This is a genomic window from Chimaeribacter arupi (assembly GCF_002858805.1).
In the GTDB taxonomy this organism is placed as follows: Bacteria; Pseudomonadota; Gammaproteobacteria; order Enterobacterales; family Enterobacteriaceae; genus Chimaeribacter; species Chimaeribacter arupi.
The window spans coordinates 24,601-42,598 of record NZ_PJZI01000006.1 but is presented as its reverse complement, the minus strand read 5'-3'; the positions used below and the strand labels follow the sequence as shown (position 1 = coordinate 42,598).

Here is a 17,998-nt window from a genome sequence, read left to right as displayed (position 1 = left end):
AAGGAAGATGACAGCGGCCGCAGGCGCGGCATATTAGGAATAATCTTAGGGAGAATACCAGACTCTTTTTCGCAAATCTTTGATTTATCAACACGCACCGGGCGTGCCCCATGCAGAGGCAGCGCCCGGTAGGCAGGAGGGAGAAAATCAGGGCCGGGCACTGACCCGGCGGCGGCGGGAGAGCACATACCCGGCGACGGCGCAGGCGGCAATTCCCCAGGGGATCAGCTCTATTTGCGGGGCGTCACTGCCGCTGAGCAGTGGCAGGTTGGTGACCATCATCATGAGAGTGGCGGACATCCCGAGCAGCGCGAGCAGCGGCGCCCAGAAGGTGCGCCATGCACCGCCGCCCGGCGCGTGGGTACGCCGGAAGAACACCATCACCGCCGCCGAGACGCCGACCTGAAGCACCATGATGCACAGGGTGGCGATCGCCGAGCCAAAGGCGAAAATGTGCACCATCGGGTCCAGGTTGGCGCTGCCCATGCCTGCCAGCAGCAACAGCAGCAGCACGCTGTGCAGGTGACTGGCGTTATGCGGTGTGCCGTTGGCCGGGTGGGTGCGGCACAGCTCTTTCCAGATCAGGCCGTCGCGGCTGATGCTGAAGATATAGCGGGAAATATTGTTATGGAAAGCCAGCGCCGCAGCGAACAGGCTGGTGATCAGCAGCACCGACATGGTGTCCACCGCCCACTGGCCGACATACCGGCGGGTAATGTCGAACACGAAATTGCCGGGGTCGCGGCGGGCGATCGCCACCAGTTCGTCAAAACCGTACGCCTGTACCAGTGCCCAACTGGTAAAGCAGAAAAACGCCGTGATCAGTAACAGCGCACAGACCGTGGCGCGCGGCACCGTTTTCTGCGGTTCGCGGCACTCTTCGGCATAGATCGCCGTGGACTCAAACCCGATAAAGGCGGCAATGGCAAAGATAAAGGCGATCCCGATGTTGCCCTGCAGGAACACCGACGGCTCAAAGGAGGCGAGCGTCAGCGGCCCGCTCTTGTTGACCAGCAGCATGACGTCAGTCAGCAGCACAATCGCCACTTCCGCCAGCATCAGCACGCCCAACAGCTTCCCGCCGACCTCCACCCGCTTGATCCCCAGCACCCAGGCGATCACCACACACAGCATACTCAGCGCCCACCAGGGCACCTGCACGCCCAGGTGTTCGGCCAGAAACAGCGCGCTGAAGAAGCCCAGCATCGCCACCACCGCCGTCTGGATGGCGCAGTACGCCAGCAGCGCCAGCACCGATGCCGGGCCGCCCCAGTGCTCGCCCAGGCCGGTGGCGATGTAGGTGTAAAACGCCCCGGCGCTTTTTACATGGCGGCTCATGGCGATGTAGCCCACCGAGAACAGCATCAGGATCAGGCAGGCCGCGATATACACCACCGGGATGCCCGCGCCGTTGCCGGTAAATATTGCCACCGGCAGGCCGCCGACCACCCCGGTCAGGGGCGAGGCGGCGGCCACCACAAAGAAGACCAGAGAGAAGAGGCCGAGCGTGTTTTTGCGTAAACCGCCGCTGGCCTGCGCGTCGCCGGTGATGCCCGGCTCCGCTGTTTTCGCTACATCAAGTGAATTGCTCATCGCCGGTGCCTTTCCTGTCAGTGAGAAGTTACTCAGGCATTGGGTTCCTGAGGCAGGTGACTCACCGGAATCATTCATCAGCGTTGACGGCCGGGATAGAAAAAATCGGACAGCGCCGGGGTGCAGCCGCCGCACCCTTTCAGGGCATCAGTGGTAGCAGAGGCGCTCCCGGTATGCCTCAAGCAGGATGCGGCGCTGGTAGTCCAGCGGCGTGGTGCTGACGAGCTTTTTGAACTCCCGCAGGAAGTGCGACTGGTCACTGAAGCCCAGATCCAGCGCCAGATCGGAGCAGGCCGGTGCCGCCGGCTGGTGGAGGCAACTCAGTGCGGACTGGCAGCGGATAATGCGGCTGAACGCTTTGGGTGACAGGCCGGTGTCCTGCCGGAACTGGCGCTGGAGGGTACGGCAGGTGTACCCGGTCAGCGCCGCCAGTTGCTCAACCCGGATGTTGCCCCGCTGCCCGCGGATGGCGCGCAGGCTCTGCGCGGTCACGGCGGAGGCGCGGCGGGTCAGCCGCCGGGTGAAATAGTGGTTAAACAGCGCAACCTGCTGTGAAAACAGCGGGTTTTCCACAATGCGTTCAAAAACCGGGCGCGCGCCGGGGGTCACCTCCAGGAAGCCAAATTCCCGGTCGGTCAGCTCTTCCGCCATCATGTCCAGGAAATCGGGCATCACGCCGGGCGCAAAGCGCACGCCAAAATAGTGATGCCCCGCTTTCAGCTCGGCGCTGCGCGCCTCAAGCGTGGTGCCGCACACCCTGGCCATCGGCCGGGTGTCGTCACAGTCAAACAGGATGTCCACACAGCCGTCCGGGACAGCCAGCGTCATGCCGGCCGCTGAGGCCCGGTCAAACCGGTAGAAATGGGAGATCGCCGGGTTCTCAGACCCCATCACGGCATAGTGTCCGGCAGCACTGAGCACAAACCAGGGCTGCTCAGGGTGGATAGCGGTATCGCGGCGGAGTGGCAGGGCATCTGGCATCGTCTGGTTCTCGGGTAGCGGGAAGATAGCCATATGCCATGCAAGCCGGATGCCAGCCGCCGCGCCCTGCGTTGTCGCAAATCTTCAATACAGCCGCCCGCCGCCCGCGTTATTCATAACCCCGTTCACCGCGCTGACCGGGCGCATTCCACTGAAACAGGGGTAACGGGATGACAGATTCGACGCACATTGATTTTATCTACCTTTCTGAACCGGACATGATCCGCGCCGGGGTCACGGATATGGCAGCCTGCGTGGATACCATGGAAGAGATGTTCGGCCTGCTCTACCACGGGGATTACCGCATGGCCGGGCCGAATAACGACTCACACGGGGCCATGGTGACGTTTCCTGAGCACTCGCCGTTTCCCGCCATGCCGAAACCCACTGCCGACCGCAGGCTGATGGCGATGCCCGCCTACCTCGGCGGCAATTTCTGTACTGCCGGGGTGAAATGGTACGGCTCGAATATTGCGAACCGGCAGAAAGGGCTGCCGCGCTCCATCCTGATGTTCACCCTCAGTGACGCTGACACCGGCGCACCGCTGGCGTTTATGTCCGCCAACCTGCTTTCCGCCTACCGCACCGGCGCGGTACCGGGGGTGGGCGCACGCCACCTGGCGCGCCGCGATGCCGGCGTCATCGGCCTGCTGGGGCCGGGTGTGATGGGGAAAACCGCCGTCGCGGCGTTTATGGCGGTCTGCCCGCAGATCCATACCCTCCAGGTGAAAGGGCGCAGCCGCAAAAGCCTGGATGATTTCCTCTCCTGGGTCAGCCAGACCTACCCGCAGATCACCCAGGTACGGGTGGTGGATACGCTGGAAGAGGTAGTGCGCGGGGCGGACATCGTCACCTATTGCAGCTCAGGTGAAGTCGGTGATCCGGCCACCTACCCGCTGGTAAAACGCGAGTGGGTGAAACCGGGTGCCTTTCTTGCCATGCCGGCCCTGTGCAACATCGATGAAGGCATGGAGCAGCCCGACGTGCGCAAGGTGCTGGACAACACCGGCTTGTACCAGGCCTGGTATGACGAAGTGCCGAAGCCGGCACACCACACCATTCCGGTCATCGGCGTGCGGTTTATGGACATGCTGGCCGAAGGGAAAATCACCCGCGACCAGCTGGAGGATATCGGCAAAATCGTCGCCGGTGATGCGCCGGGCCGCCTGAACGATGACGAAATCATCCTGATGTCGGTGGGCGGTATGCCGGTGGAGGATGTGGCCTGGGGCACGGTGGTCTACCGCAACGCCCGGAAACAGGGCATCGGCGTCACCCTTAATTTGTGGGAATCCCCGGCGCTGAGCTGAAAGGGCAACCCTGCTGATATCACCTCCGGCAGTGCGCGGCGCTGCCCTTTTTACCTGATGGAAAACACCATGACCAAGATTGTTAAAGTCACGACCGGCTCTGTTTTCGAGCAAAAGGCCAGCTATTCACGCCTGGTGGCCGTCGATAACTGGATTTATGTTTCCAACACCGCCGGGCGCAACCCCCGCACCCAGATTATTCCGGAGGCCGTCACCGACCAGACCCACCAGGTGTTTGCCAATATCGAGGCGGCACTGGCGGCGGTGGATGCCACGCTGGCCGATGTCATCGCTTCGCGGGTCTTTATCCAGGACCCGGCCGACGTCCCGGTGGTGATGGCGATCATCGGCGACAAGTTCCACGGCATTAACCCTGCCTCCACCGTGACCTGCCCGCCGCTGGGGTCAACGGTCTACAAAGTGGAGATTGAAGTCACGGCTTACCGCGGTGCCTCACGCGCCGCCGTCGAGGCGGTCACCGTCACCCTGTAGCCCTTAACCCGTTCCTGAGTGAGGTATGTTATGGCACCCGCAATCACGCCGGTTCGCACCGCCACCGGCTTTCCCTCTGCCACCCATGTTGTCGTGATTGGCGGCGGCATCGTTGGCCTGACCGCCGCGCTGACGCTGGCTGAACGCAACATTCCGGTGGTGGTGCTGGAAAAAGGCCGCCTGGCGGGGGAGCAGTCATCACGCAACCTTGGCTGGGTGCGTAAAACCAGCCGCCACGCCGGGGACATTCCCCTGGCGCTGGCCGCTGACCGGCTCTGGGCCGCCCTGCCGGCACGCGTGGGCCGCGATGTGGGTTACCGGCAGGCCGGGATCATGTTTGTGGCCCGCACCGGGGCGCAGATGGCGATGCATGAGCACTGGCTGGAATCGGTCAGCCCTCTTTCGCTCGGCTCACGCCTGCTGAGCCGGGCGGAGATCGCCGCCCATGTGCCTGGTGGGCGCGGGCAATGGGCCGGTGGGATCTACACCGCCAGTGACGGGCGCGCGGAGCCGTCGCTGGCGGCCAGCGCGATTGCGGCGGCGGCCATCGCCAAAGGGGCGGTGATTGTGGAGAACTGCGCTGTACGCAGCCTCGTCACCTCAGGCGGGAAAGTCAGCGGCGTGGTCACGGAACAGGGGGAGCTCCGCTGTGAGCAGGTGTTGCTGGCGGGCGGGCTGTGGTCGCGGCGTTTTCTCGGCAACCTCGGCATTTCCCTGCCGACGCTGCCGTTGATCTGCTCCGTGCTGCGTACCGCGCCCATGACGGGGCCGACTGAGATCGCCGTGGGTGCGCCGGATTTTTCGTTCCGCAAACACAAGGATGGCGGCTTTATCATTACCCAGCGGGGCGCGCTTGATGCCTCCCTGACGCTGGATCATCTGCTGCTGGGGCCGCGTTACCTGCCGCAGCTCCGTACCCAGCGGGATTTTCTGCGTATCTCACTGGGGAAAGCGTTCCTGAAAGATCTGGCCCTGCCGCGCCGTTGGGGCACGAAAAAAACCTCACCGTTTGAACGTGTCCGTACCCTGGATCCGCAGGCCAACCCGGTATTGAACACGGAAGCGATGACCAACCTCCGGGCGGCCTGGCCGGCGTTTGAGCAGGCGAAAATTGAAGAAACCTGGGCCGGGGTAATCGATGTCACGCCGGATTCGAACCCGGTGATCGGGCCGGTGGCCGCCCTGCCCGGCCTGACGCTCGCGACCGGCTTCTCGGGGCACGGCTTCGGCACATCCCCTGCTGCCGGGCAACTGGCGGCGGATTTGGTGTCCGGCCATCCGCCACTTATCGATCCGTCGCTGTACCGGTTTGACCGCTTTTAAAAGCGCTTCGGGCCTGGTGCTGATGCTCAGTATTCAGATGAAACGGCCTGCGAATTACGTTACGTTTCAGGGAGAATATTTCACAAGGAGCGGAAAGCATGGCGTCAAAACGGCTGTTTATTGTGCACGGTTTTATGGCAGGCCCCGATCATCACTGGTTTGGCTGGCTCAAAAAAGAGGCTGAATTACTGGGGATGACGGTTCACATCCCGGCAATGCCTGACCCGATGGCACCGGATGAAACCGCATGGCTTTCTGCCTTGCAGGCCGCAGTGGGGGAGCCGGATGGCGACACCTGGTTCGTGGGGCACAGCCTCGGTTGCATCACCATCCTGCGCTACCTGGACCAACAACCGCCCGGACGCCCTGCCGGGGGTGTGATTATGGTGTCCGGGTTCAGTGACGCGGTGCCTGCCCTGCCGGAACTGGAGGCGTTTACCCGCGCGCCTCTCGACGCCGCACAGCTCATCCGGCATATTCCCCAGCGGATAGTGGTGGCCTCATTGAACGATGAGATTGTGCCGCCGGCGCTGACGTTGCGCCTCAGCCAGCAGCTCAATGCCCCGTTCTATGGCTTGCCGGAAAGCGGGCATTTTCTTGACCGGGACGGCTTTAGTGAATTGCCGCTGGTGGCCGGATTATTACGCCGGTTGACGGCCGGTTAACGTCAGCCCTGACACCTGAAAAGATACTGTTTATTTCAAACAGTTATCGACATGATTGCGTTAATTTCATCTAAAAACCCTGATTATCCCCTTTAGGGGATAAGTGTTGTTTTATCCTCTCTGGCGGATAAAGCTGGCCGCGCAAACCGATGCGGTGATTGCCCGTGCAGAACGCCATCTGCCCAACGGTTTCCCGGTATTCATCAGCGATCCGGTTTCTAGCGGCCTGCAAAAACAAGCCCGGAAGATCCTCTGGTGCGATCCTGTCTGGCTTATCAGCAGGATCCAGCATGGAAAACAGATCGGGGAAAGCCGGATGTTATCAGCATGTTATTAGTGGCTAAAACGCCGCAGAACGTGTTTTACGGCGTTCCGTGAGACGATCCAAGGATGGATCGAAAATGATCGTCTCGCCGCTCTGCGTGCGTTCCAGCGCGTTTTAGGCGGCTTTTTTGCGGGTACTGCGCTTTTTAATCTCTGCCTGTAACAATTTGATGTTGGCCGCATCACCGATGATCGTGTACCAGTCCAGCCATTTCCGCAGGTCAGCCAGGGTAATTTTCTCAGAAGCATCAAACGCTTCCAGTTTCTGGCGGTACTCTTTCATCAGGCTGATGCACCGGCGTGCCCATTTTCCTTCCAGATCCGATCCGGCCACCGCGTGGGGCCGGCGGGGCAAACGCGGACGCAGAGGTTTTGCCGCGCGCTGGCCTGATTCGATCACGTAGAAAAATTTGATCGCAGTGACGGATCGTCCCACTTTGACCGGCTGCCAGCTCACGGAAATATCGGTATTGGCATTGATCCGTTCGATGGCGGGAACCAGCACGTCACGCTTGAAGAAGCGGTATTCCTCGTACTTACCCACCAGCCCGGTGCGCTCTTTCATCCAGTCGATCTCGAAAGGATCGGTTTCGATGATCCCATTCTGCCGGGAATTGCGCGCCAGGTTGCGGAACTTCACCAGCCAGCTGTAGAGCCGGAAAGCGAAAGGCGTATCCAGGCGGGACACATGCTCAAAATCGACCTGAGTAAATTCTTTCTTCAGATCATAAAGATAGGGAACAACGTCCGGGGAGAAACGGATGGTGACGTCCGCGGTATTGTCTGAGGCATCGTAACGAATCGAAGAAAACCAAAAGCGTTTGACCTTGTCCAGGCGCTTTTTCTTCTCATCCCACTCGTAGGTGATGATCGGTTTGCTGCCCAGTGAATCAGCCGCCTTCTTGAGCTGCTGATGCGTATGCGAAGGGTGGACACCAAACATCTTTTCAAAATCAGCAGGATAGAGAGTGTAGAGACCATCCGGCTGTACTTTTTTGCTGTCAATCTGGACCAGGGCTAAGTAGAGCAGACGCATCTCATCGAGCGTGGCGCTGTAGGCACCTTCAAGTAACTTGTTATCCTGCGTAACATACAGTTTTTTAACGTCCAGCTTAGCCATGTGCTTTCCGACAGGTGATATTTTAGCAAAATATATCACCTTAAAAACCGAGTTATCAACAGATCCTGAGATCACGTTTAGCCGCAAATCTTATCACGTCAGACCGCAAATCTTATCACGTCAGACCGCAAATCCTATCACGTTAAGCCGCAAATCTTATCACGTATGCCTTTGTAACCCGTTGAAGCAGATAGGGAAAAACACCCCTAGAAACAAGAAACATAGAAACATAGAAACAAAGAAAAAAACAAACTAACGCAGCTTCGCTTTGTTTTTTAAGATCTGAATAATGTGAAATCAATCAACTTCAGCATAATTGCAAAACAGGGCTATTCAACAAGAAGTAATACGCTATTTTATTGTTTTGTAATAAATAATATGGAAACTAAGACCGCAAATCTTATCACGTTTGGCGATCAGCCCACGGGATCCTCCTGCACAACCGGATCGCCGTTGCAGGATCGCGACTCATCACCCAGCGAAATAGGTTTCCCTTTCTCATGAACCGCAAAACGTATCACGTATGGATTTTCCTTTGCCTGAAAGCGCCCTGATGAACCGCAAAAGTTATCACGTTTCACCTGGCTGGGGTATTAATATAAACCACTGATAATTAACTATTTTAACTCAAAAGGTAAACGCTCCCGAAAACATATCACGTTTGGAAGCCCGATCGCAGTCTGGCGTGAAATGAGTGAGAAATCCCACCGCAAATCTTATCACCTTAAGATAAAAAGCAGTGCCAAATGGATACTCTTTTAGTACTAAAAACACCCGCAAAAGGCGTGATTTTGATGCCTTTTTGATACTGACTGAGAAAAACGGCGACAACACGATGCCGGGCCGGATGAAAAGGGGTAAGGAAACATCGCCACAAGGGCAGAAAAAAGTGCGGTTTGCCGGAATTACGGCCGGTCTGGCAGCACCGGAACGCCACCCATTCCTGCACTTTATCTCTATGGCAATTTTCAAGTGCAGCCCACTCAATATCACACTTCCTTGATCTGCCTCATCTCCCCAGCATTTTATAAAATGCCGGATTCTCAACCTGTTAAGACACACGTTCCGCACCGCAAATCTTATCACGTTTATACTGCCTCAACGCCGCAATTCTGGTGCTGTTTTGATGCCTTAACAGTATGTTTAAGACACTTAAAACACTCCTTTTTAGTACCAAAAAAGCACCGCAATTTTTATCACGTTTCCCTGGATGACGTTCTGATTCTGCGCTGCGACCGGGAAATCTTCGCTATACCTATCTTTCACGACATATAAAAGAAGGAAAGCAAGAATCATGTCCGCATTCAACGAACTGCCCGGCTATACAGACGGCGCAGAGGTGATCCGGGTTGAGAGCCGGGAAACACAGATTGATGCCATCAGCCATATTATCTACTCACAGGTCAAAAGCGTGGCAGAAATCCGGCAGCTGAGAATGTCACTGCTTATCCCACGCAGTGAGCAGAAAAAACCGGCCATCCTCTATTTTCCGGGTGGGGGCTTTATGTCCGCCCACCATGAAAAATATATCGGTATGCGGTATGCACTGGCGAAAGCCGGGTTTGTGGTGGCGGCCGTGGAATACCGGGTGATACCGAACCCCTACCCTTCCTTAATAGAAGACGGCAAAGCAGCCGTGCGGTTTCTGCGGGAACATGCTGAAGAGTACGGCATTGATAGCGCCCGCATCGGCGTGGTGGGAGATTCCGCCGGGGGCTATATGGCACAAATGATGGCCATGACCAACGGGCAGCGCACCTTTGATAAAGGACGTTACTTACAGCACGCGTCAGATGTCCAGGCCGCCGCCACGCTGTACGGCATTTCCAACCTGCTTAATATTACTGAAGGGTTTTCTCCCGAAGCGCAGGCCATCCAGCGTTCGCCGGCCATCACCCAGGCACTGTTAATCAACGGCGTGGCATTTAAAGAACATGGGGGCGCGCCAATCACGGCTGATCCGGCCAGGGCGCTGGCGGCCAGCCCGATGGGTCACCTTGAGGGGCCAAAGCCACCTTTCCTTATTATGCACGGGAGCGCAGACACGCTGGTTTCGCCGGTGCAAAGCCAACAGCTGTACGAGGCGCTGAAAGCGCGCGGCAATCAGGCTGAGTATGTGATCATTGACGGCGCGGAACATGCAGACCTGCACTGGTTCCAGCCGGCGGTGATTGGCCGGGTGGTGAGCTGGTTCTGCCAGGCGCTGGATCACCCGGCTCCCTGAGGCGGCGGGCGGGCATGGCCGGCTTTGCTTACCCACTGAAAACAGGGTTGAATTGTGTTCCGTTTTGATATTCAATTGGTACCAATTCAGCACTTAATTAACTCCAGGAAGGTATCATGATTATACTCATCGGCAGCCAGAAAGGCGGATGCGGCAAGTCAACCACGGCGGCCAATATCTGTGCAGAGCTGGCGCGTCAGGGCAAAGATGTCATTCTGGTGGATGCAGACCGCCAGGGTACCGCGTCAAATTGGGTCACAGACCGGAACGGGCAGGAGGATCTGCCGGTGGTTCACAGCATCCAGAAATTTGACAATATCCGCGAAACGCTGCTCGACCTGGCCAAGCGCTATGAGTATGTGGTGGTCGATTCCGCCGGGCGTGACAGCCGCGAGTTGCGTACCGGCATGACGGCCGCCAATGTGCTGCTGGTGCCGTTCCGCCCGTCACAGCCGGATCTGGACACCCTGCCGAAGCTTAATGACATCATCACCCAGGCGCTGGACATCAACGAGGCGCTGCGCCCTTGTGCCGTATTGACGATGGCCCCGACCAATCCGGTGATCAATGAAACGCAGGAAGCCAAAGACTACCTGGCTGATTTCCCAATCCTTAACCTGCTGAATACCGTGATCCGTGACCGCAAAATTTACCGCGATTGTATGTCTGAGGGTAAAGGCGTGGTGGAAATGGATAACGGCAAAGCGAAAGCGGAAATTCAGTGTCTGGTACAGGAGTTGATCTCATGGTAAAACGCCGAGAAGCGCCGGCTATCCCGGTCGATAAAAAAATAGAAGCCTTTGCAGCCCAGGCTGACCATAGTGTGGCAGCCGAACCCACGCACGATAAAGACGCCAAGCGTGATTACAAAGCTATCCGCGTTCCGTTCAATGAATATGAGTTCGCGCAGCTTGAAGCGTTATGTGAAAAAACACAGCGCTCCAAACTGAATATGATCCGCTATGCGCTGGCCTTTTATGCCGAACATGGGCAGAACGAGTTACAGTGATCCTGTTTTGACACCTTTATGGTACTAAAAAGGCACCGTTAAGGTGCCTTATTGATTGGCAGCGCTATAAATGCGCCTGCAAAAAAGTTATGTGACATGCTGCTTTTTATTCCGCCGGTACAAACAGCCTGTTTCTTCCCTCTCACCTTTCTGTTCTTTTTTACGCGGTCTCTCTTTCCCACATTACCCCGGCTGAAGCGAAAACACCGCGGTAAAAACAGTTTTCGTTCGTTTAACGAAGCGCTGCGGCCAGGCTAACGACAGGACGTGTCAAAAAGGTGTCGGGATAGTGTTAAAAAAATACCTTTTTGGTACTATTATTGTGCTGCAAAGGTGCCGTTTTTATCCCGTTTTAACCCCCTGAAATTATCCTTTTCCTGGCTGATGGGCTGGGCGCAAACTCAAGGTTATCCACAGAAACGGTGGATAACTTCGGGAGAAGCTCTGCTCAACCTACCAGTCTGCGGTGCTATCTCTGATAAAGTGATTAAACGCAAATCATCTTATGCATCAGTAAACCTGAAGTGTCCCCCGCCGGGGCGCGGGAGATTAACGCTCTGCAGGGCGGTTTATCTGCCCTTTGCACCGGGGGGAATCACGTAAACTGATGCCGCAACACCGTTAACCTGACCGGAGGAGTGCTTGGCTTTATCCCGCTTTAAATCGCCTGATCGCGTCATGGCGGTTTTCCTGCTTATTATTGCGGTTGCCGTGGTCTTCGTGGTGGGCTGGTCAATGTGGCAATCCTGGCAACACACGTTGCAGGACACCGAAAAGCAGGCCAGAAACCAGTCGATCTCCTTGTCCCGCCAGGCCGAGGATACCTTCCTGCAAGTGCAGATCACGCTGGAAGACATTGTCCGCCACGTTGATGATATCTTCGCGAACCCGGCGAGCTACCTCGGCCCGCAGGGGTTGTTGGGGGTGCAAAAAAGCCGGTTGCCGCAACTGCATGGGCTTTTTGTTTATGATGCGCAAGGGAACTGGCTGGCGACTTCCGGCCGCCGGATGTACCCGCAGGCCAACAATGCCGACCGTGAATATTTTATCTGGCACCGGACGCATAACGATGCGCGGGTGCATGTCGGCCATGTGATCCACAGCCGCTCGACCGGTGACCTGATTATCCCGGTCTCTTTGCGGCTGAATGACGATCAGGGCCGGTTCCGCGGGGTGGTGCTGGGCACGGTGCGGGTCGATTTTTTCCGCCAGTTTTACGGCTACTATGAGATGTCGCCCAAAGACATTCTCGGTTTGACCCATCTGGATGCCACGGTGATGTACGTGCGTCCGTTTTCAGACCGCATCATCAACAAGAGTATGGCGGACACCCCGCTCTACCGCAGCCTGCTGAAAGCCTCGCCCCAGGGCGCCGGTACCTGGCACTCGCCGATTGACGGCGTCACGCGTATTTTCGGCTATGCCCAGCTTCAGAGCTACCCGCTGGTGGTGGCGGTCGGCATTGACCGCGATCTGCTGAAAACCCAGTGGATTAAAAACAACCTGGCGATTATCTGCCTCAATGTGCTGCTGTTGATGACCATTTCCCTGTTCGGGATGCTGGTGCTGAAACAGTTCCGTAAAACCGTGAGGCACCGGCGGGAGCTGATGCAGACACAGGATGAGCTGACCCGCGTCAACCTGACGCTTCAGGATCTGGCGTTGATTGACAGCCTGACCGGGCTGGGCAACCGCCGCCAGTTTGATATTTACCTGGAACAGTGCCTGGCGCGCGCGTCCCTCACCGGCGCACCGGTGTCACTGATTATGTGCGACATCGATTTTTTCAAAAGCTACAACGACACCTTCGGCCACGTCGCGGGGGATGAGTGCCTGCGGCGGGTGGCTGATGTGTTGAAATACCTGCCGCGCCGCAGCACTGATGTGGTGGCGCGTTACGGCGGGGAGGAGTTTGCGGTCATCCTGCCGGGCACCCCGGCCAATGAGGCGGAAAAGGTGGCAAAACGCATCCGGTATGCGATACACAACGCGGCGTTGCCGCACCATACCTCCCTGCTGCCCGATAAAATCATCACGCTCAGCGCCGGGATCAGCACATCCACCGCCGGGGATGACGCCACCACCCTGAAACAGGCCGCCGATGCCGCGCTTTATGCCGCCAAACGCGCCGGGCGGGACTGCATCATCAATGCCGCCTGCCTGACAGATAACGGGTAAGTTTTACGGGTAATCCCTATTTCTGGTGTAAAAAGAGTGTATAAATAGTACCAAAAAGGCACCGTTAAGGTGCCTTTTTTACATCGCTAAATGGAACGTTGATTCCGGTTAATAAACGTGTGGAAAGTCACATTCGTTATTTTACCCCTGTCCTATACTCAGCCTGAGTTTTTTGAGGGGAAACCATGCCTGCTTATCTCATCCGGGTTTTTTCCATCATCACTGCATGGTGGCTGTCAGTGGACAGCAAGAGCAAGACGTGGCTGAACGCGATGTGCTGTTTTACGTCTCTCGCTGACCTGGCAGAAGAAGAACCTTCAGTGTCTCAGGACGCTGGGGAAGAGATTGCCGCGGGCTGGGCACAGTTATGGTGCAGCGCCGGGAAATTATGCCGCCCCGGTGCCTCTGTAGCGGCCCACGTTGCAAAAAACCGGCGTCCTGCCGCGTCACCTGTCCGGCTGCGCAGCCATAAACGCCACGAGCTGGCTTTCCTGTTCCGCACCCGCTCTCTGCATCAGTTAATCCTGTGCCGCCACGCCAGTGGCGAGGCCGACGATGCCGCCTTCCCCTTCGCTCTCTTCCTGCAAAGCACAATGCGCCTTTCGCCATTGTGCTTTTTTTATTGCCTGAAACTGACCCCTGTAAGGAGTTGTTATGTTCATTATTTGTGTTGCAGCCTGCCCGACCGGGGTGGCCCATACCTATATGGCGGCGGAAGCCCTTGAAATAACCGGCAAGCAGCGCGGCCATGAAATAAAAGTCGAAACCCAGGGCAGCATGGGGGTGGAGAACGCCATCACGGACGCCGACCTGGCACGCGCCGATGCCGTTATCCTGGCGGCGGATGTCGCCATCCTCAATAAAGAGCGGTTTAACGGCCTGATCAAACTGGAGTGCTGCGTCGCCGACCCGATTAAGTTTGGCGATGCGATATTTGAGGCGCTGGAGCAGGAGGTGACGCATGGCTAAGGGAAACGGGGGAAGCACCGCACCGGCGGCGGGCCAGGAGATCAAAACCGCCATCATGACCGGGGTGTCATGGATGCTGCCTTTTGTGATTGCCGGGGCGGTCATTATGGGCATTTCACGCATCGGAGCCTCGCTGTACGGCATCGATAACATCTGGGATGCCGGGCATGAACAGGCCGCGAGCCTGGTGGTGCAGCTGCTGCATAAATTTGATGGCTTCGGGGGCATGGCGCTGTCGCTGATGTTGCCTGTGGTCGCCGGTTATATCAGCTTTGCGCTGGCCAACAAGCCTGGGCTGGCACCGGGCATGGTCGGCGGCCTGCTGGCAAACAGCCTGGGCACCGGCTTTCTCGGCGCGCTGGCGGCGGGGTTTGTCGCCGGGTATATCGTGCGGGCGCTGGCGACGATGGTCACCCTGCCGAAGGCACTGGCCTCGGCCGGGCCTATTTTTATCCTGCCGGTGGGCGGCACGCTGCTGACCTGCAGCGTGATGGCGTTTGTCATCGGCACGCCGCTGGCCGCGCTGAACCACGGCATGGAACAGTGGCTGCTGGCGATGTCAGGCACCAACACGGTGATCCTGGCGGCGGTGGTCGGCGGCATGGTCGGGTTCGATCTGGGCGGCCCGGTCAACAAAGCGGCCGTCACCACAGCGATGGCGCTGTTGGCGTCAGGGATTTATGCCCCGAATACGGCGGCCCAGGTCGCCATCATTGTGCCGCCGATCGGGCTGGGCCTGGCGACGTTGCTGTGGGCCAACCGTTTTCCGGCCTCCCTGCGGGAAGCGGGGAAAGCCGCCACGCTGATGGGGCTTATCGGGGTGTCAGAAGGGGCGATCCCGTTTGCGCTGGCCAACCCCAAAATCATTGTGATCAACGTCATCGGCTCCGCCGTGGGTGCCGCGATGGCGGTAGGGCTGGGTGCGGTGAACCGTGCGCCGATTTCCGGCTTTTATGGCTGGCTGGCGGTGGAAAACTGGCTGGTGTATGTGCTCGCCATTGCGACGGGGGCGGCGATGATTACCGCCGGCTCTTTGCTGATCTTCCGGGGAGAAGCCATGCCGGAGGCGAAAAAAGCGCCCGCGGCACCGAAATTCAAAGTGGGCCGGTAATCACGACCCGGTTTATTTATTTCAGACGAGAGGCGTCAGCAGAAAGCCCATTTTCTGGGATGCCGCCCACCCTGAATAACCCCTGACACAGGAAAAGGGATAATCATGAAAACCGTGCATGTCATTCAGCATACGCATTGGGATCGCGAGTGGTATTTCACTGAGAATGAGTCAAAAACGCTGCTCTATTATTTTATGCAGGATCTGCTCTGTCGCCTGGAACAGGATCCTGACCTCGGGCCTTTTGTGCTGGATGGGCAAACGGTGATGCTGGAGGATGATGTGCAGGTCGCCCCGGAACACCGTGAACGCCTGCAAACGCTGATCCGCCAGGGGCGGATCCTGATTGGCCCCTGGTATACCCAGACCGATTTTTTGGTGGTGGGGGCGGAGTCGATCACCCGCAACCTGCTGTTGGGAAAAGCGGACTGCGAGGCGTGGGGCGGTTACATGCCGGTCGGCTATGTCCCGGACTCTTTTGGGCAGAGCGCCCAGCTTCCGCTGTTTCTGCGCGAGTTCGGCATCGGCTGCGCGGTGATCTGGCGCGGCTGGTGCGAGCATGATGTCCCTGCCAGCGAATTTACCTGGTGCGCCCAGAACGGCAGCCGCGTGACCACCGCGGTGCTGCCCTGGGGCTACGGCTGTGCCAAAGGGTTGCCGGGGGAGGCAACGCAGGCGGCGCAACGCCTGCCTGAAATCCTCGACAAACAGGCGCGTTTTTCCCTGACCGATCACCTGTTGCTGCCTAACGGCAACGACCAGTCCCCCTTCGAATATGCAGTGCCTGCGATGCTGGATACGCTGAACCTGCGCCAGCAGGCTTACCGTTTTAAGCGCAGCAGTTTTACTGCCTTTTTCAGCGCGTTGCAGGCCACCGGCTGCGCGCTGCCGGTATGGCGCGGCGAGTTGCTCAGCGCAAAATATATGCGTGTCCATCGCGGGATTTATTCCACCCGCATGGACATAAAACAGCGGAACGCCCGGCTGGAGCAGTTTGTCAGCCAGACGCTGGAGCCGCTTTTGGCGATGAATGCCCGGCTGGGGCTGCCCTACCCGCAACCGGTGCTGGAACAGATCTGGCGTGGGGCGATGAAATCGCAGGCGCATGACAGCATCGGCGGTTGCAATGCAGACCGCGTAAACAGCATGGTCAACGCGCGCCTGTGCGATGGGCTGGAAAGCGCCCGGCAGCTTTATGAACTGAACATGGCCATGCTGGCGGCAGGCATCACGCTGAACGGCGAGGGCAAGAAAATCATCGTGTTCAACCCGCTGCCCCACGAACGCGATGCGCATGTCCGCCTGACCCTCTACACGCCCGAACAGGATTTCTGCATTGTGGATCAGGCCGGGGCGCCCTGCCGCTGGCAACTGCTGCATGAAGCCCCGCAGGATATGTCGCTCATCGTGCAGGAGCTGTCAAACAGCACCACGGCCACCTGGTATCGCAAATGCGACATCCTGCTGGAGGTGAAGGCCTTGCCGCCCTGCGGTTACCAGACCCTGATGTTGCAGGAGGGCCGGGCAGCCGGGTTTGACACCACCCCGGCCGCGGTGGAGGGGCTGGAGAACCGCTGGTTACGGCTGGTGGTCGAGCACGGGCAGCTTACGCTGGAGGATAAACGCAGCGGGCAGCGCTATCCCGGTGTATTGCGGCTGGTGGACGGCGGCGACGCCGGGGATAACTACAACTATTCGCCCCCGCCGGAAGACTGGAAAATCAGCAGCGACGGCTGCCTGACCGGCCTGCACGGGGTGCGCGGGCCTTTGAACGATACCCTGACGCTCACCTGGCGCATCCCTGCCCCGCTGGACGCCGCCGCCCGCGAGGCCAGGCAGTGTAATGCCGCGCTGGAGGTCACCCTGATCCTGTCGCTCCCGCATGACCGGCCGTGGCTGGATGTGGAGATTGAGGTCAACAATACGCTGCGCGACCACCGGTTGCAGGTGGAAATCCCGGTCGGGGTCAGTCAGGCCGTTCACTTCGCCGATCAGCCGTTTGGGCTGATTGAACGGGAAAACCAGCCTGCCGCGTTGCAGCGCTGGCAGGCGGAAAACTGGGCCGAGGCCCCGGCGTCACTCTGGCCGATGCAAAGCCTGGTGATGCTGCATAACGAGACGCGCGGTGTGTGCGTCGTTACCGAGGGGTTGCGGGAGTATGAAATCCCGGCCCAACAGCCACAGACGCTGGCGATCACCCTGTTCCGCAGTGTCGGCTGGCTGGGAAAACCTGACCTGTTGTGGCGGCCGGGCCGTGCGTCCGGCATGGCCCTGCCGACGCCCGATTCGCAGCTTCCCGGCCTGTATCGCGCCCATTTCGCGGTACTGCCGATGGCGCAGGGGCAAGATGCGGCCTTCTGGCGGGCGGTTGAGCAGTGGCGTACCCCGGCCGCCGGCTATCTTGAGAGCGGCTGGTCACGCTTTCGCACCAACCCACATGGGCTGCACTTTCCGGCGCGTTACAGCCTGCTGTCATGGGACTGCGCGCTGCATTTCAGCACCCTCAAAAAAGCGCAGCACAGCAATGCGCTGCTGCTGCGTGGCTGGAACCCCGGCCTCACGCCGCTTCACTGCGGGCAACCGGTGGCTGAGGGGGCGTGCCGCCGGGTCACCCTGGCCGAGACGCCCAGCGCGGTAACGGATGACGTGGTGACCGCCGGTACGCCGGTTTCCTGGTTAATCGACTGATGCCACAGGAG

The 17,998-nt window shown here is 58.5% G+C and carries 15 protein-coding genes; 12 read left to right on the top strand and 3 right to left on the bottom strand.

What is annotated here, in order from left to right; genetic code table 11:
• Positions 1-147: 147 nt before the first annotated feature.
• Positions 148-1,593, bottom strand: a complete 1,446-nt coding sequence (locus tag CYR52_RS05270; RefSeq protein ID WP_101828111.1) for an APC family permease — start codon at positions 1,591-1,593, stop codon at positions 148-150.
• Positions 1,594-1,740: 147 nt separating this feature from the next.
• Positions 1,741-2,574 (bottom strand): helix-turn-helix domain-containing protein, encoded by an 834-nt coding sequence (locus CYR52_RS05265; RefSeq protein WP_101828110.1) that lies wholly within the window; start codon positions 2,572-2,574, stop codon positions 1,741-1,743.
• A 170-nt stretch (positions 2,575-2,744) separates the two neighbouring features.
• Between CYR52_RS05265 and CYR52_RS05260 the strand changes: the two genes are divergently transcribed.
• The 4 genes from CYR52_RS05260 to CYR52_RS05245 all read left to right on the top strand — a co-directional run bounded on the left by CYR52_RS05260 (position 2,745) and on the right by CYR52_RS05245 (position 6,364).
• A complete protein-coding gene (locus CYR52_RS05260; protein WP_101828109.1) occupies positions 2,745-3,884 on the top strand; it encodes an ornithine cyclodeaminase family protein in 1,140 nt (379 codons plus the stop codon).
• Between the two features lie 69 nt (positions 3,885-3,953).
• Positions 3,954-4,376, top strand: coding sequence for a Rid family hydrolase (locus CYR52_RS05255; RefSeq protein WP_072929646.1), 423 nt, complete (start codon positions 3,954-3,956; stop codon positions 4,374-4,376).
• A gap of 30 nt (positions 4,377-4,406) precedes the next feature.
• Positions 4,407-5,699 (top strand): NAD(P)/FAD-dependent oxidoreductase, encoded by a 1,293-nt coding sequence (locus tag CYR52_RS05250; RefSeq protein WP_101828108.1) that lies wholly within the window; start codon positions 4,407-4,409, stop codon positions 5,697-5,699.
• Between the two features lie 98 nt (positions 5,700-5,797).
• Positions 5,798-6,364, top strand: coding sequence for an RBBP9/YdeN family alpha/beta hydrolase (locus CYR52_RS05245; RefSeq protein WP_072929490.1), 567 nt, complete (start codon positions 5,798-5,800; stop codon positions 6,362-6,364).
• Positions 6,365-6,803: 439 nt separating this feature from the next.
• Here the strand turns inward: CYR52_RS05245 and CYR52_RS05240 are convergent, their stop codons facing one another.
• Positions 6,804-7,808: a replication initiation protein gene (locus CYR52_RS05240; RefSeq protein WP_079205259.1), complete on the bottom strand. Its 1,005-nt coding sequence runs from the start codon at positions 7,806-7,808 to the stop codon at positions 6,804-6,806.
• A 739-nt stretch (positions 7,809-8,547) separates the two neighbouring features.
• Between CYR52_RS05240 and CYR52_RS22340 the strand changes: the two genes are divergently transcribed.
• The 8 genes from CYR52_RS22340 to CYR52_RS05205 all read left to right on the top strand — a co-directional run bounded on the left by CYR52_RS22340 (position 8,548) and on the right by CYR52_RS05205 (position 17,987).
• On the top strand, positions 8,548-8,811 hold the full coding sequence (locus CYR52_RS22340) for a hypothetical protein (protein ID WP_139300301.1): 264 nt from the start codon (positions 8,548-8,550) through the stop codon (positions 8,809-8,811).
• 291 nt (positions 8,812-9,102) lie between these two features.
• Positions 9,103-10,032 (top strand): alpha/beta hydrolase, encoded by a 930-nt coding sequence (locus tag CYR52_RS05235; RefSeq protein WP_101828107.1) that lies wholly within the window; start codon positions 9,103-9,105, stop codon positions 10,030-10,032.
• 116 nt (positions 10,033-10,148) lie between these two features.
• The gene (locus CYR52_RS05230; RefSeq protein WP_072929496.1) at positions 10,149-10,784 is read left to right on the top strand and encodes an AAA family ATPase; all 636 of its coding nucleotides are present in this window, start codon (positions 10,149-10,151) and stop codon (positions 10,782-10,784) included.
• Positions 10,778-11,041: a hypothetical protein gene (locus tag CYR52_RS05225; RefSeq protein WP_101828106.1), complete on the top strand. Its 264-nt coding sequence runs from the start codon at positions 10,778-10,780 to the stop codon at positions 11,039-11,041. The genes CYR52_RS05230 and CYR52_RS05225 overlap by 7 nt, the downstream gene beginning before the upstream one ends.
• 678 nt (positions 11,042-11,719) lie before the next feature.
• Entirely contained in the window at positions 11,720-13,219 is a 1,500-nt protein-coding gene (locus CYR52_RS05220; RefSeq protein WP_101828105.1) for a sensor domain-containing diguanylate cyclase, read from the top strand.
• A gap of 654 nt (positions 13,220-13,873) precedes the next feature.
• On the top strand, positions 13,874-14,188 hold the full coding sequence (locus CYR52_RS05215; RefSeq protein WP_072929504.1) for a PTS fructose transporter subunit IIB: 315 nt from the start codon (positions 13,874-13,876) through the stop codon (positions 14,186-14,188).
• Positions 14,181-15,299, top strand: a complete 1,119-nt coding sequence (locus CYR52_RS05210; RefSeq protein WP_072929506.1) for a PTS fructose transporter subunit IIC — start codon at positions 14,181-14,183, stop codon at positions 15,297-15,299. Before CYR52_RS05215 ends, CYR52_RS05210 begins: the two co-directional genes overlap by 8 nt.
• A 105-nt stretch (positions 15,300-15,404) precedes the next feature.
• Positions 15,405-17,987, top strand: coding sequence for a glycoside hydrolase family 38 N-terminal domain-containing protein (locus CYR52_RS05205; protein ID WP_101828104.1), 2,583 nt, complete (start codon positions 15,405-15,407; stop codon positions 17,985-17,987).
• The last annotated feature ends 11 nt before the right edge of the window (positions 17,988-17,998 follow it).